General features: G+C 62.6%; 16 protein-coding genes and 2 tRNA genes. 5 read left to right on the top strand and 13 right to left on the bottom strand.

Annotated elements, in window-relative coordinates; translation table 11 throughout:
- Positions 1–123: 123 nt before the first annotated feature.
- Positions 124–1329, top strand: coding sequence for an MFS transporter (locus tag PVW27_RS07600; RefSeq protein WP_274556548.1), 1206 nt, complete (start codon positions 124–126; stop codon positions 1327–1329).
- A gap of 4 nt (positions 1330–1333) precedes the next feature.
- On the opposite strand, the gene purN is transcribed toward PVW27_RS07600, so the two are convergent.
- Both purN and purM read right to left on the bottom strand, forming a co-directional pair.
- Complete coding sequence (purN, locus tag PVW27_RS07595; RefSeq protein WP_274556546.1) at positions 1334–1924, bottom strand: phosphoribosylglycinamide formyltransferase; 591 nt, start codon at positions 1922–1924, stop codon at positions 1334–1336.
- Positions 1921–2988: a phosphoribosylformylglycinamidine cyclo-ligase gene (gene purM, locus PVW27_RS07590; protein WP_274556544.1), complete on the bottom strand. Its 1068-nt coding sequence runs from the start codon at positions 2986–2988 to the stop codon at positions 1921–1923. The genes purN and purM overlap by 4 nt, the downstream gene beginning before the upstream one ends.
- Positions 2989–3122: 134 nt before the next feature.
- Between purM and PVW27_RS07585 the strand changes: the two genes are divergently transcribed.
- A tRNA-Ile gene (locus PVW27_RS07585) sits at positions 3123–3198 on the top strand.
- On the opposite strand, the gene PVW27_RS07580 is transcribed toward PVW27_RS07585, so the two are convergent.
- Together PVW27_RS07580 and PVW27_RS07575 are read right to left on the bottom strand one after the other, a co-directional pair.
- A complete protein-coding gene (locus PVW27_RS07580) occupies positions 3193–3657 on the bottom strand; it encodes a PACE efflux transporter (RefSeq protein WP_274556542.1) in 465 nt (154 codons plus the stop codon). The genes PVW27_RS07585 and PVW27_RS07580 overlap by 6 nt on opposite strands.
- A 117-nt stretch (positions 3658–3774) precedes the next feature.
- Positions 3775–5091 (bottom strand): ATP-binding protein, encoded by a 1317-nt coding sequence (locus tag PVW27_RS07575; RefSeq protein ID WP_274556531.1) that lies wholly within the window; start codon positions 5089–5091, stop codon positions 3775–3777.
- A 40-nt stretch (positions 5092–5131) separates the two neighbouring features.
- Here PVW27_RS07575 and PVW27_RS07570 point away from each other — a divergent pair, with 40 nt between their 5' ends.
- Positions 5132–6043 carry an MBL fold metallo-hydrolase gene (locus tag PVW27_RS07570; RefSeq protein WP_274556529.1) on the top strand — a complete coding sequence of 304 codons (912 nt, stop codon included), beginning with the start codon at positions 5132–5134 and terminating at the stop codon, positions 6041–6043.
- A gap of 80 nt (positions 6044–6123) precedes the next feature.
- Positions 6124–6198 (top strand) — tRNA-Asn (locus PVW27_RS07565).
- Between the two features lie 284 nt (positions 6199–6482).
- Here the strand turns inward: PVW27_RS07565 and PVW27_RS07560 are convergent.
- The 9 genes from PVW27_RS07560 to PVW27_RS07520 all read right to left on the bottom strand — a co-directional run bounded on the left by PVW27_RS07560 (position 6483) and on the right by PVW27_RS07520 (position 12852).
- On the bottom strand, positions 6483–7094 hold the full coding sequence (locus tag PVW27_RS07560; protein ID WP_274556527.1) for an ABC-type transport auxiliary lipoprotein family protein: 612 nt from the start codon (positions 7092–7094) through the stop codon (positions 6483–6485).
- A 4-nt stretch (positions 7095–7098) separates the two neighbouring features.
- Positions 7099–8004, bottom strand: a complete 906-nt coding sequence (locus PVW27_RS07555; protein WP_274556525.1) for an MlaD family protein — start codon at positions 8002–8004, stop codon at positions 7099–7101.
- Entirely contained in the window at positions 8004–8789 is a 786-nt protein-coding gene (locus tag PVW27_RS07550; RefSeq protein ID WP_274556524.1) for an ABC transporter ATP-binding protein, read from the bottom strand. The genes PVW27_RS07555 and PVW27_RS07550 overlap by 1 nt, the downstream gene beginning before the upstream one ends.
- Entirely contained in the window at positions 8789–9907 is a 1119-nt protein-coding gene (locus PVW27_RS07545; protein ID WP_274556523.1) for an MlaE family ABC transporter permease, read from the bottom strand. Before PVW27_RS07545 ends, PVW27_RS07550 begins: the two co-directional genes overlap by 1 nt.
- Positions 9888–10079: a Thivi_2564 family membrane protein gene (locus PVW27_RS07540; protein WP_274556522.1), complete on the bottom strand. Its 192-nt coding sequence runs from the start codon at positions 10077–10079 to the stop codon at positions 9888–9890. The genes PVW27_RS07545 and PVW27_RS07540 overlap by 20 nt, the downstream gene beginning before the upstream one ends.
- Before the next feature lie 254 nt (positions 10080–10333).
- Entirely contained in the window at positions 10334–10795 is a 462-nt protein-coding gene (locus PVW27_RS07535) for a recombinase family protein (RefSeq protein ID WP_274556521.1), read from the bottom strand.
- Between the two features lie 153 nt (positions 10796–10948).
- Complete coding sequence (locus PVW27_RS07530; RefSeq protein WP_274556520.1) at positions 10949–11212, bottom strand: type II toxin-antitoxin system HicB family antitoxin; 264 nt, start codon at positions 11210–11212, stop codon at positions 10949–10951.
- Positions 11213–11338: 126 nt separating this feature from the next.
- Positions 11339–11980, bottom strand: a complete 642-nt coding sequence (locus PVW27_RS07525; protein WP_274556519.1) for a DUF1236 domain-containing protein — start codon at positions 11978–11980, stop codon at positions 11339–11341.
- Between the two features lie 635 nt (positions 11981–12615).
- Entirely contained in the window at positions 12616–12852 is a 237-nt protein-coding gene (locus PVW27_RS07520) for a hypothetical protein (RefSeq protein WP_274556517.1), read from the bottom strand.
- A 171-nt stretch (positions 12853–13023) separates the two neighbouring features.
- Here PVW27_RS07520 and PVW27_RS07515 point away from each other — a divergent pair, with 171 nt between their 5' ends.
- Positions 13024–13755: a Crp/Fnr family transcriptional regulator gene (locus PVW27_RS07515; RefSeq protein WP_274556515.1), complete on the top strand. Its 732-nt coding sequence runs from the start codon at positions 13024–13026 to the stop codon at positions 13753–13755.
- Positions 13756–14096 lie beyond the last annotated feature (341 nt).

Raw genomic sequence — 14096 nt, 5'->3', positions numbered from 1 at the left:
GTAAATTGTCCCATCATGGGACAGCCGACCAATGACCTTTGCGGGCGGCTTTTCTGTCCTTGACATTCCCCCGCCTTGCGCGCCCCGATACGGCCAGCCAATCACTACCAAGACTGCCCCCGAATGCCCCTGCCCTTCATCGCCCATAACCCCGACCGCTGGCTCCACCTGCGCCTCGTGATCGGAGTCGGCATCACGCAGATCATCGGCTTCGGCACGATCTTCTACGCCTTCGGCAGCGTGGTCCCCGCCCTGTCGGCCGATCTGGGGATCAGTCCCGGCACAGCCTTCGCCGCCTTCTCACTGGCGCTGCTTGTGGGCGCGCTGGCCGCCCCCACGGCGGGACGCCTTGTCGATCAGCATGGCGCGCGGATGGTGATGTCCGCAGGCTCGGTTGTGGCGGCGCTCTCGCTGATCGCTCTCTCGCAGGCCCAAAGCCTCGTCAGCCTCGGCCTCGCCCTCATCGCGGTCGAGGTGACGGCGACGCTGGTTCTCTATGACGCCGCCTTCGCAGCCCTGGCGCAGGCGCTTGGTCCGGCGCGCGCCCGCCGCGCCATCACCCATATGACCCTGCTGGGCGGCTTCGCCTCCACGATCTTCTGGCCGCTGACACAGACCATCCTGACGCATGCCGACTGGCGCACGGCCTATCTGATCTTTGCCGCGCTGAACCTGCTGGTCTGCCTGCCGCTGCACCTGACCCTGACCCGTGCCCCGGATCTTGAGCCCGTGGCAGGCGCCCCTGCCACTCCGCCCCCGCAATTCGCCCCCCTTCCCGCAGCGCAGCATGGCCGTGCCATGATCTGGGTCGCCATCGCCTTTGCCGTGGCGGGGCTGGTCTTTTCGGCCCTGTCTGCCTCTTGGGTCACGACGCTCACAGCCTTCGGCCTTCCCGCCGCCGCCGCTGTCACGGCTGGCACCCTGATGGGTCCCGCACAGGTCGGCGTGCGCGTTCTGGACATGCTGTTCGGCCTGCGCCTGCATCCCTTGACCACAACGATGATCTCGACCCTGCTGCTGATCGTAGCGCTGGCGGTTCTGTGGGCCACGGGGCCGACACTGGCCGGCGCGATGATCTTCGCCGTGCTCTTCGGTCTGGCACAAGGTCTCACCTCGATCGTGCGCGGCACGGTGCCGCTGGTCCTGTTCGGCGCGCAGGGCTTTGCCGCGCGTCTGGGCAAGCTGGCCGCCGTCCGCATGGTCATGGCCGCCATAGCCCCGTTCGGGATCGCCCTGCTGATCGATACATGGAGCGCGAGCGCCGCGCTTCTGGCCATGCTTTGTCTGGCCGTGCTGGGCGCCTTGGCGCTGAAGATGATCCCGCGTTGAGCCGCTACAGCATCACAGGCGTCAGATCGCCCCGCGCAAAGCGTTCCAGCACCATCGGATAGAGACGATGCTCCTGCACAAGGACGCGCGCGGCCAGATCGGACTCGGTGTCGCCGGGCAGAACAGGCACGCGGGCCTGCCCCAGAATGGGGCCATCATCCAGCGCGGGTGTGACCAGATGGACGGTGCAGCCCGCCTCGGCATCGCCCGCCTCCAATGCGCGGGCATGGGTGTGCAACCCTTTGTATTTTGGCAGCAAAGAGGGGTGAATGTTCAACATCCGTCCGGCCCATTGTTCGACGAAATCCGCCGTCAGAACCCGCATGAACCCCGCCAGACACAAGATGTCAGGCGACGCCCTGTCAAGTTCCGCCTGCAAGGCGGCTTCGAAGGCCGGGCGATCCCCCTTGTAGGCACGGTGATCCACCGCCACCGTCGGGATCCCCATATCGGCCGCGCGGGTCAGACCGGCGGCGTTCGGATCGTTGGAGGCCACCAGCACGCAGCGCGCCGGATGATCGCCGGTCATGCTTTCGACCAGCCGGATCATGTTCGACCCGCCGCCCGAGATCAGGATGGCAACCCGCCTGCTCACACAAGCGCACCCGTATAAGTGACCCCCGGACCACCTGCCGTGACATGGCCCAGCATATGAACCGTTTCGCCCGCCTCAACCAGCAGGTCGGCCAGCGCCTCGGCGCGGTCGGGCGCCACCACGAGGATCATGCCCACGCCGCAATTGAAGGTCTTGAGCATCTCGGTTTGCCCCATGCCGCCGACCCCGGCCATCCAGCGGAACACGCCGGGAAGCTCCCACGCATCAAGATCAATTTCGGCACCCAGATTGTCGGGCAGCACGCGCGGCAGGTTCTCGGTCAGGCCGCCGCCGGTGATATGGGCCAGCGCATGGACCCCGCCCGCGCGGATCGCGGCCAAAACTTGTGTCACATAAAGTCGCGTCGGCGTCAGCAGCACCTCGCCCAGCGTGCCCGCGCCGAAGGGGCACGGATCGGCCCAGCCCAACCCCGAGACCTCGACCAGTTTGCGCACGAGGCTGTAGCCATTCGAGTGCACGCCGTCGCTGGCCAGACCCAGCAGCACATCGCCTGCCTGCACGCCTGCGGGCAGGTCGTGGCCCCGCTCCATCGCGCCCACGGCGAACCCCGCCAGATCGAAATCGCCGCCATGATACATGCCCGGCATTTCCGCCGTCTCGCCGCCGATCAGCGCACAGCCCGAACGGGCGCATCCCTCGGCGATGCCCTCGATGATGCGGGTGGCACTGTCCAGCTCCAGCTTGCCGGTGGCGAAATAGTCCAGAAAGAACAGCGGCTCTGCGCCTTGGCAGACCAGATCATTCACGCACATGGCAACAAGGTCGATCCCGATGCTGTCCACATGACCGGTGTCGATGGCGATCCGCAGCTTGGTGCCCACGCCATCGGTGGCCGCGACAAGGATCGGATCCACATACCCCGCGCCCTTCAGGTCGAACAGCGCGCCAAAGCCCCCCAGACCGGACATGGAGCCTGAGCGTGCGGTGCGCTTGGCCGCCGGCTTGATCCGCTCGACCAGCGCATTGCCCGCATCGATATCGACGCCCGCATCGGCATAGGTGATCCCGTTCTTCGCGCCCTTGGCCTGCTCTGCATCCGACATGGAAAATCCTTTCATCGCTTGCGCAGCGGGTTAATCCAAAGCCCGTCACTTGGCAATCTGAAAGCCCGCGGCACCCGGTGTGACAGGCGAAACCCTTGACGCGCCCTACCTGTCTGCTAGCAAGGCCCAAGGTCGGGCCTGTAGCTCAATGGTTAGAGCAGAGCGCTCATAACGCTTTGGTTGGGGGTTCGAGTCCCTCCGGGCCTACCATCTTTCCGACCCTGCCTGCGCCTGGCTGTGTTTGGTGACAGAGTCGGTCCCAGGTATCGGAAAAATCACGTCATAGGCCCAGTTGAAGGCGAAGGCGTAGACCAGGTAGAATCCCGCGAAGGCCACATCCATCACGAAGGCAGTCCAGAGGCTGACCCCCAGATAGAGCGCGATGAAGGGGATGAGGACCAGCAGCAGACCCGCCTCGAACAGAACGGCGTGCAGCACGCGGATGGCCGGCGTCTTGATCACGCTGCCCCGCAGGCGCTGCATCGCGTGGTCGAACATCAGGTTGTAGAGGTAGTTCCACAGGGTCGCGATCGTGGCGCTGACCACGGTGACGACGCCCATCTCTTTCATCGGGGTATCAAAGACCATCGCACCCAAGGGCGTGATCATGGCAAGGGCGATCAGCTCGAAACTGAGGGCGTGACGGATACGGTCGGCTGTGCGGCGCATGGCGCTCTCCCGTTCAGACCGGGTCGTCCCGGAAAAAATCACCCGCGCCGGGGGGAGGTCGTCCTCGCTTGATCCGAGATATAGCCGATCCGGGCGCGCGGACAAGAGGCCGGTGGATCAGCGGGCTATCACGATATCGGCCTGCAATCCGCCCAGACGCTCGCTCTGGCCCAGTCGGAGCACGCCGCCATGGGCGCGCGCGATATCGGTGGCGATGGCCAGTCCCAAACCGACACCCGAGCCCTTGTTCTGGTTGCGCGCGGCGTCCAGCCGGGTGAAGGGCTTCACCGCCTCGCTGCGCTGTGCAGGGGGGATGCCGGGGCCATCATCCTCGACCCGGATGCGCAGGGATTTCTCGGTCAGCATCATCGAGACCTCGGCGCGACTGCCATAGCGCACGGCATTGGTGATCAGGTTCTCGACCGCGCGGCGCATCGCAAGACGCCGCAGCAGGATCGTGCCCCGACCCTCGACAGCCACGAGCGACACGGCTTTGCCCGCGCGGGCAAAATCCTCGACCAGATCGCGCAGCAGTTCGGCGGGATCGACGGGTTCCGGCTCGGCCTCGGATATGCCGCGCGCGAAGTTCAGGAATTCATCCAGCATGGACTGCATCTCATCCACATCACGTTTCAGATCGGCGGCATCCGCGTCATCCAGCATCGACAGCCCCAGCTTGAGCCGTGTCAGCGGCGTGCGCAGGTCATGACTGACCCCCGACAGCATCAGGGTGCGTTGCTCGATCTGCCGTTCGATCCGGTTGCGCATGTCCAGAAAGGCATTGCCCGCCGCGCGCACTTCGACCGCGCCAGAGGGCCGATAGGTCACGGTGCGGCCCTTGCCGAACGCCTCGGCCGCCTGGGCCAGCCGGGTGATGGGGCGCAGCTGATTGCGCAGATAGATGAAGGCGATCAGCGTCATCAGCCCGCCAAAAAAGACCATGTTCACGAAAAGCTGGTGCGGATTGGAGGGTGACACACGACGGCGGTCCAGCGTCACCTCCAGCACACCCGGCGGTGTGTCCAGATACAAAAGCACGTTGCGATCATCCGGCAGACGCACCGCCAGCAGTCTTGGCAGAAGCCGGTCGAACGTGTCGATCACCTGCAGGCCTGACAGGTCATACCACCGCCGCTGTGATTCCGGGGCCGCATCATCCAACGGGAATCGCAAGACGATCTGCAAAAGCGTGGCGACATCCGCAACAGCCTCAAGCGCCGTCTCGGGGGTGGAGGCGACCGCGATATCCTGCAGCAACAGTTCCACTTCCCGCGCGGCCGTCTGGGTCATCTGCCGCGTCACCCCTTCGAAATGCCGCTGGATGAAGACGACCGACACCACCAGTTGCAAGGTGACCACCGGCAGGATCAGGATAAGCGCAGCCCGGCCATACAGACCGCGCGGGGAAAAGCGTTTGAGCCAGGCGAAGAACATGGGCTAAACCTAGCCGCAGCCCCAAGGCAAAGGAAGCGGAATGCAAACCGATAGGGAAAATGCGCCCCGGCCCGGTCTGGTCGAAGAGGTGGCGCCCCTCGTGCGCCGGATCCTTGCCCCCAACCCCTCGCCCATGACCCTGCACGGCACCAATACCTATCTGGTCGGGCAGACCGATCTGGCGGTGATCGACCCCGGCCCGGACAACGCCCGGCATCTCGAGGCGATTCTGGCGGCGGTCCAGCCGGGCCAGCGGATCCGTCATATTCTGGTCACCCATGCCCATGTGGACCATTCCCCTCTTGCCCGGGCCTTGTCGCAGGCAACAGGCGCGCCGGTCATGGCCTTCGGGGACGCGCGGGCCGGGCGCAGCGCGATCATGCAGGATCTGGCGGCGCAGGGCCTTGCGGGGGGTGGCGAAGGCGTGGATGCGGGCTTTGTGCCCGATATCGCCTTGCCCGACCGGGGGCATGTCACCGGGGAGGGCTGGCGGATCGACGCCATCTGGACGCCGGGCCATTTCGGCAATCATCTGTGTTTCGGGCTGGGTGACATCCTTTTCAGTGGTGATCTGGTGATGGGCTGGGCCAGTTCGCTGGTCTCGCCGCCGGACGGGGACCTGACGGATTTCATGACCTCCTGCGCGCGCCTGCAAACCCGCGGCGACCGGCTCTACCTGCCGGGTCACGGTGCCCCCGTGACCGCACCTGCCGCCCGGCTGGACTGGCTGATCACCCACCGCCGCGCCCGCGAGGCCGCGATCCTCGAGGCCCTCGCCCAAGGCCCCGCCACAGCCGAGACCCTTGCCGCCCGAATCTACACCGAAACACCCGCCCCGCTGCTACCCGCCGCGGCCCGGAATGTCTTTGCGCATCTGATTGATCTGACGCAGAAAAATCGCGTGACCCCAGAGCCCCACCTGTCCTGGAACGCCCGTTTCCACCACAGTTGAGCCCCCCGCCACAGGTTTTGAAAAAATATGCCAAATGCCACTGGACGCGGCAAAACCCTGTTGCTATACGGCCCACGTGTTCCGGCGTAGCTCAGCGGTAGAGCAGTTGACTGTTAATCAATTGGTCGTAGGTTCGATCCCTACCGCCGGAGCCAAAATCTTAAATCATTCCAGTTAGCTACGCAGAATCCGCCTCTTCGGTGGGTTGCTGGCGTATGGTTCGGGGTGGGGAAGCAGCCTTTCCAAGGCTCATACCACGGTCTTTGGCAAAATCGGCACCGCAGGCGATAAGGTGTTCACGGATTGCGAGGTGGCGGCTTCGCGGGTGGTGTGATGGCTGATGCGGTTCTGCATGGCTGGTCTCGATCACGTTCGCTCGTTCCGCTGCCAGCAGCGGATCACGGTTCTGACCTGTTTCCGCGACGAAAGAATGGGGCGGTCACCCGGCGGTGTTGATTGTCCAGAGGACCGCCTCTTGCAGAATATCGCGCAGGGCGCTGTCGAAGCCTGCGATGATGGCGCGGGTCTCATTGGACGGGACGGGAGTTTGCGCCGTGAAGCGGCGCGTGGCGATGATGCGGCGGTCTGTTTCGCCGATCAGGGTCATGATCACGCTGATCCGTACCGTCATGGCACCCTCTGCGGCCAGCGACGGTTCGGCGTGAAAGGCCTGCACTTCACTCATCAGCGTCGCATCCGGCATCAGCCCTGCCCCGGTACGGCCTACCAGACGAAAGCCACCCATATTCTGCAAGGAGGTCACGAGCAAAGTCTGCACCAAGGCAGGCATCGGTTCGGTCCATCGGCCATCGGGAAGATATTGCGCCTGATAGGGGATCGGCTTGATCAGGATGCGGTCCGACATCAGAGCACCTGACGTTGTGGGCAGTTCGACCACCAGATGACGCGTTCCCTTGGCTGGTGCCGCGACGGTCGCGACGGGCGACAGGGTATAGGCGTCCATGCGGGTTGTCGCATCTGAGACAGCGCTGATGGCACCACAGCCGGTCAGCGCCAGTGAAAGGATCAGGGCAGGATGAAAGTGGGGCATAGGCTCAATTCCTGTATGCAGGGGTCTGGTTGCCCAGAAGGAAACGTCCCGGATCACTTCCGATCCGGGAGGCGGTGGCACCGATATTCGCGACGACGGACCGGGTCTCTTGCACCAAGGCGCGGAATTGCGGCAATCCGGTCCGGGTAAAGGTCTCGATCCCCGTGGCGCTGCGGCCAATCTCGTCAAGTGCCGCCTTCAGGCGATCGACAAGGGCGGGCAATTCTGCCCCGATCACCATATTGGCGCTGGCAAAGGCGGTCTGCGCTTCGGTGAGCGCGGAATCGGCCAGATCCAGTGTCGCCTCGGCCGAGGCCATCACCGCCTCGGTGCGGTTTGCCATGCTGTCGATCCGGGCTGTCGCGCGTTCGACATTTTCGAGGATCGCCGTGATCGCCGCGCCATTCTCGGATGTGGTGAAGGCCCGGATGTCGCGCATCAGCAGGATCGCTTCGGCCAGAAGGTTGGGCGCGTCGATGATCAGCCCCTGCACGACCGAGGGTTTGGAGGCAATCACCGGCACTTCCGCCGGGGGGATCACCGCCAGCCGTTCGGATTCCGCCCGCCCCCCGGCCAGCGCCACGAAGGAGACGCCCGTCACCCCCTGCGAGGCCAGCGTGGCCACGGTATCCTGCCGGATCGGGGTGCTGGCGTAGATCTCAATCCGCACGCGCACCAGCGAGGGGTCAAAACGGTCCAGCGCGATGTTCTGCACCTTGCCCACATCGACGCCATTATATTGCACCGCACTGGCCTGACCCAGACCTGCCACGGTGTCGAAAACGATGTCATATTGTGCATAGGTCCGGTCGATCTGCACCTTGGCGAGCCACAGGATGAAGCCAAGCGCTGCGGCCAGTGACAGGAGCGTGAAGATCCCGACCAGTATATAGCGGGCGCGGGTTTCCATCAGGCGGCTCCTTGATCGGTTTGCGCGGTTTGTGCGGCATGGGCGCGGGGGCCGTGAAAATAGGCGTGAACCCAAGGGTGATCGACCTTCAGCATCTCGGCCATGGTCCCTGTCACCAGAACCCGTCTGTCAGCCAGCACCGCGATGCGGTCACAGGTGGCGTGCAACGTGTCCAGATCATGGGTCACCAGAAACACCGTCAATCCCAGCGCCTTTTGCAGCGCCACGATCAGCGCGTCGAATTCGGACGCGCCGATAGGGTCAAGTCCGGCGGTCGGCTCGTCCAGAAACAGGATCTCGGGGTCCAGCGACAGGGCGCGGGCTAGCCCGGCGCGCTTGCGCATGCCTCCCGACAGATCCGAAGGATAGAGATCACCCGCCGTCGGTGGCAGACCCACCATGGCGATACGCAGATCGGCCAGCGCGCTGCGGGTGGCGGGGTCAATCTCCAGCCGCTCGCGCATGGGCGCTTCGATATTCTCGCGCACCGTCAGGGACGAGAACAGCGCGCCACCCTGAAACATCACACCCCATCGGTTGCCCACGGCCGCAATCCCACCCGATCCGGCTGCCAGAACATCCGTGCCCAGCACGGTGATCTGGCCCGCGCGGGGCGTCAGCAGGCCCACGATCATGCGTAGCAGAACCGATTTGCCGCTGCCCGAGGCTCCGACCACGCCCAGCACCTCGCCGCGCATCACGTCCAGATCAAGGTTTTCATGCACCACGGTCTTGCCGAAACCCGTGGTCAGCCCGCGCACCGTGATGATCGCCTCGGATGCCATCACACCCCCCAGAGCGAGAAGAAGATCGAAAACAGCGCATCCACCACGATCACCATGAAAATCGCGATGACGACCGCACGCGAGGTTTGACGGCCCAAGGACTCGGTATCGCCTTTGACCAGCATCCCCTGATGGCAGCCCACCACACCAATGATCACCGCAAAGACCGGGGCCTTGGACAGGCCCACAAGCGCATGAGAGACATCGGTATTATTCAGAAGCTGTGTGCGGAACATCCCCGGCGAGATGCCAAGCTGGGTCCACGCCATCAGCCCGCCGCCCAGAAGGCCGGACATATTTGCGATGAAGCCCAGCATGGGCAGCAGGATCACCAGCGCCAGAATGCGCGGGATCACCAACCGCTCGATCGGGTCCAGACCCAGCACGCGCATCGCGTCGATCTCTTCGCGCATCTTCATCGACCCGATCGCCGCCGTGAAGGCCGAGGCCGACCGCCCCGCGACGATGATCGCGGTCAGAAGGATGCCCAGTTCACGCAGGATCGAGATGGCGATCAGGTCCACGACAAAGACCTCGGCTCCGAACTGCTTGAGTTGTGTTGCCCCCTGAAAGGCCAGCACGATCCCGATCAGAAACCCCATCAGGGCCACGATGGGCACCGCGTTCACTCCGGCGTGCTGCATGTGATGCACCAACGCCGTCACCCGCAGGCGCGACGGATGCAGGATCATCCAGCCCATCCGGGCCATGACCAACCCCAGAAAGCCAACACTTTCGCCGATACTGGTCGCAAAAACGCTGATCTGCGCCCCGATCCGGGCGAGCCCGTCACCCGCACGGTGATGCGGGCGACGCCGGGCAGGTTTGCGCGGCGCGGGCATGGCCGCGCTGACAGTGTCCAGCAAAAGGCTCTGCGCCGGGCTTGCGCCGACCAGGGTCACCCCCTGCCCTGCTGCCGCACCAGCGGCCTGATAGCTGACAAGCAGCCAAGCCCCGGCCGTATCCAGAATCGTGACGCCGGACAGGTCCAGTCTGCTCTGCTGGCCCATCCCGTCAAGAAAGGCCCGGCTATCGCTCAAGGTGGCCAAGGTGATCGGCCCTGTCAGGTCCGAGCGCGCCGGGATGTGGCCCGGTGCCTCAGCCGCCGACCCGGACACCGTTGAGACCACTCAGAAGCCCGGTTCCGCTGAGGATCCACAGGATGACGAAGATGACGACCACCACGTTCAGGATGGATTTGATCTTGCGGTCCATCGGAATGTAGGTGTTCACCACCCAGAGAAGCACGCCGACAACAACAAGCGTGACGACCAGATTGACTAAAGACATGGATGGATTCCTTGGTTTGGGATGATGGAAGCGGACACTATTCCTGCCCGCCGTGCAGGTCTTTCAGAGCGCGGAAATCTGTCAGCGTTAAAATCGGGCAGGCATGAAGCAAGTTCCGTGCGGCAGGCATGCGCGCGCCATGTAGCAGAACAATGCGCATGTTAGCCTGATCCAGGATGTTTGAGACTGATCAGGATCAGTCACTCAGTCGCTTCGCGCGGCCTGCAGCCACAAACGTGGGTCAAGGCCCTACGTCACCGGGAAGGAGAGGTCGCTGTGTTCCTGGCGCCTTCTTCCATCCGCGCGGCGCGCCGCAGGGCCAGTTTCTTGAAATCGCCTGCCGACAACAGCGCAAGGTCAAGCAGTTGCGCCTTGCCGTAATCCACCTGATGCAGCTCGACATTCATGCGGGTGGCGGTTCGCTGGAGCAGACGGACAAGACCCAGATCGCGGCTGAGGCGATCGAGCGAAACGAACAGGACGATATCGACCACTCCGCTTTCCACGGCGCGGCACAGGTCCTGAAATCCGGGCCGGTCGTCGCTCTGTCCGGCAAGAAACTTGTCCGAAAGTTCCATCTCGATGGCCCAGCCTTGCCTTTGCGCATAAGCGCGGCAGGTGGCGAGCTGGGTTTCCACCGAGTTCGGGGTTCTGATATCCGTCGCGGTGCGCGCATAAAGTGCGACGCGTCGCAGGGGCAAGTCGGGGGAGATCACTGTGCCGGCTCCTGTCTCATTCAGCTGATAAACTCTGGGGCAAGCCTTGTGGTTCCGGGCGACGTCAATCCTGTTTGAAACCACCCGCAATTCCGCCCCAAGCATGACCGTGATCAGGGTGAAAATGGCCAAAACATAAGCGTTTCCACCCCGTCAATCTACTGATCGCAGCGGAATCAACAGCAGCACCGCGCCCATGGCCAGTTCCTGCCTGAGATCGGACCGCTCCCGCAGCACGTCAATCGCCGTGGGTTCGATGTCGGGCTTGCCCTCGAACCACAGTGACAAAGCTTCGACCGCGGCCCGTGGCACGTCACCCCAGACATCCGCCACGGCGGTGCAATTTGGAAGGTCTGGAAAGGAGATGGTCAAACGGTCCTGACGATCCCGAACAATCAGGGCGGGATAATGGATCATGGGCGTCAGTCCAGTCTTGCGGCACGACAAACGCGACGATCCTTGCCGCCGCATCATCACGTCATTTCTCAAAAAAGACGGCCCGGTTTCCCGGACCGCCAAACCTTGGGCAATCAAGGCGTTGATTTACCGAACGACGTAAACTACCCGGCGCTGCTCGCGCTCAACCAGAACGGGTACGCCGTTGATATAGGCATAGTAATATTCGCTGTCTGGCACTTCCGACAGTGTCACTGTCTCGGGGATGCCGGCGCCGACGACGACTTCGCCGTCCAGATAGATCGGCTCGACCGGGTTGGCACGAACATAGGTCGTGACGCGCTCTTCCGGTGTGACCGCATCGCCAAGGGTCATGCCGACGGCTGCGCCGATGATGGCACCGACCGGTCCCGCGATCATCGCACCGGCAACAGCACCGGTGGCACCGCCGCCGACGGTCGCGTCCGGGGACTTTTCATAGGTGATCGTTTTCACGGCAAGCCGCTCACGATTAACGACGATCGGCGCCTCTACGGTCGCGGTCAGATAGTCGCCTGCCGCCCAGCCGTTGTTCTCGCCATAGGACACACGGCACCAGTTGGACTCGTCAAGACAGCCGTCAACCGTCACGGCCTGCGAAGTCGGGATGACCGCAATGATGTCATAGGTCGCGCCGGGACCTGACCGCAGGTTCAATTCGGTCCAGGCCGTCGCGGTGGTCTGGGCAGAGGCGGCAGATGTGAGAACCAGGCCTGCAATAGCGGCGCTGAGAGTAAGCTTCATGGACATGTCTAATCTTTCATGGGTTTTCACAGAGCACTAACAAGGTCCGCATATCGAATGGCCACGAATGGCCACGAATGGCTTTCTCGGAAAGTTGTCCCGTGTCTGCAAAGAACCGCGATGTGAACGAGGATTCGATCACTAAGGGTGTGATAGGTGAGCTTTCATTCGGGCGGACTAATCTAAATCAGTGGATGAAAAACTTGTGTTTGAAACCTTTTTTGCGCAACGATCCGAAACGGTAATCAGCTCAACCCTCAAATACCCGGACTGTCTTTGGAACGGTTTAAAGACTGCAGAGTTTCACATCCGGTCGTATTGTATTTGTCACGTTTCACGGTCGGAAAGTCGATGCGAGAAAAAGATCAACGGCACTGATCCAGGTTAGTCCTTGCAATTCCCTCTCCCGATACCTGTGCGGCCCGAATGACCAGACACTGGTTGCAGAGGTGAAGAAAACACATGAATAAAATCATCTATATCGTCGGCCTCGTGGTCATCGTCCTGTTCATCCTGGGTGCTCTTGGCATGCGCTAGGCCCGGATGATGCGCCTCCGAACGCCTGCCATCGGCAGACTAGCGGGACGGCAATCAGCCCGACACGGCCTTGTCGATCGTCCGGAACCGATTGCCGCGTGCCCTTATCCGCGCCGGTTCGGGATGTTGCGCCGTTCCAGCATCGTGTTGATCAAAGCAGCGACAGCGGCATGGATCTCGGCTTGGTCATCAGCAGGAACAAACTCATGCGACGCCGCCGCATCCTTGAGTATCCCCGTGATCTCTTTCTCCGGCAGAATGTTGCGTTCGCTCAAGGCCAACAACAGTGACTCGCATATGGTCAAGGCTGCCCGTCCGGCGATGTCGTTCGACCCGGTCATTTAGCGTCTCACTTCCGTCAGAGGATCTCTGGTTCCCACACCGAGCGTTGAAAACCTGATATCATCGTAAACAGTTCGTGATGGGCCGCGCTGATTGAGAGCAGTATCGGCCCCTTAGTTTTCGGTTGCTTGTTTCGTCCTGAAAGACCTCACCCCATCGAAAGAGATGCCATGTCGATCTTGAAAAGCCCGCTGACGCGCAAACTGACGGCCTTTGTGGCCCTCTCGGACGCTGATCTGGACATTCTGAGCCGCTTTCACCGGAGCCGGAAAACCTTCTTGCCGGGGCATGAGATGGTCACCGAGGGTCAGGCAAAGCAGACGGCCTTCATTCTGGCCGAAGGCTGGGCTTGCTCCTACAAGATCCTTCCCGACGGTGGGCGCCAGATCGTGGATATCCAGATCCCGGGGGATTTTCTGGGTCTGCGAAGCGTTCTCTTCCGCACCGCCGATCACAGCGTGGAGGCCGTCACGCGGCTCGAGGCGTCCGTGGTTCTGTCAGCCGATATCCTTGACGGGTTCGGGCAGTCCCCCCGTCTGGCGACTGCCATTCTGTGGGCCGCATCCCGCGACGAAGCGATGGTTGTGGAACATCTGGTCAACCTTGGGCGCAGAAATGCTGACGAGCGGATGGGACATTTCCTGCTGGAAATGGGTGCGCGCCTGAAACTGGTCGGACTGGGGGACAATAAAGGCTACGACTGCCCGCTGACCCAATACCACCTTGCCGATGTCCTTGGGCTGACCGCCGTCCATGTGAACCGCGTGCTGCGCAACCTGCGCGAGGAAGGGCTTGTCACCTTCCAGAAAGGCCACGTCACCTTTGACGACTTCGCGCGCCTGAAAGAATTTGCTGGCTTCGATATCCACTATCTGGATCACGAAGGCCCCCTGCTGCGCTGACCCCGGATCCGCCCTGAAGGTCGCGGCTGAGCCTGCCAGACTATGCGCGTGACAATCCCTGCATCCATCTAAGCGCGCTTGACCTGAATGCCGCGCGGATAGCCTGCACCGCCGATCCGCAAAAAGACACAATGACGAATCCCGATCCGATTGTGGCGATTCAATGACGCTCTAGGTATTTTCCGACGGTTACCGAAAACAATCGGTCGAGATAGGGTTGTGACGATCCTTTTTGGACATACCGTTCAATTGGCTGTGGACCCGTCGCGTTCTTCCTTTGCCTTTCACATCTCCCACGCGGTCTTTTTCCGAATGTCAGGTTCTGGACCAGAAATGTGACT

The sequence above is a fragment of the Seohaeicola sp. 4SK31 genome, from assembly GCF_028802875.1.
Classification (GTDB): domain Bacteria; phylum Pseudomonadota; class Alphaproteobacteria; order Rhodobacterales; family Rhodobacteraceae; genus Seohaeicola.
This window is presented reverse-complemented; position numbering and strand designations above follow the sequence as displayed.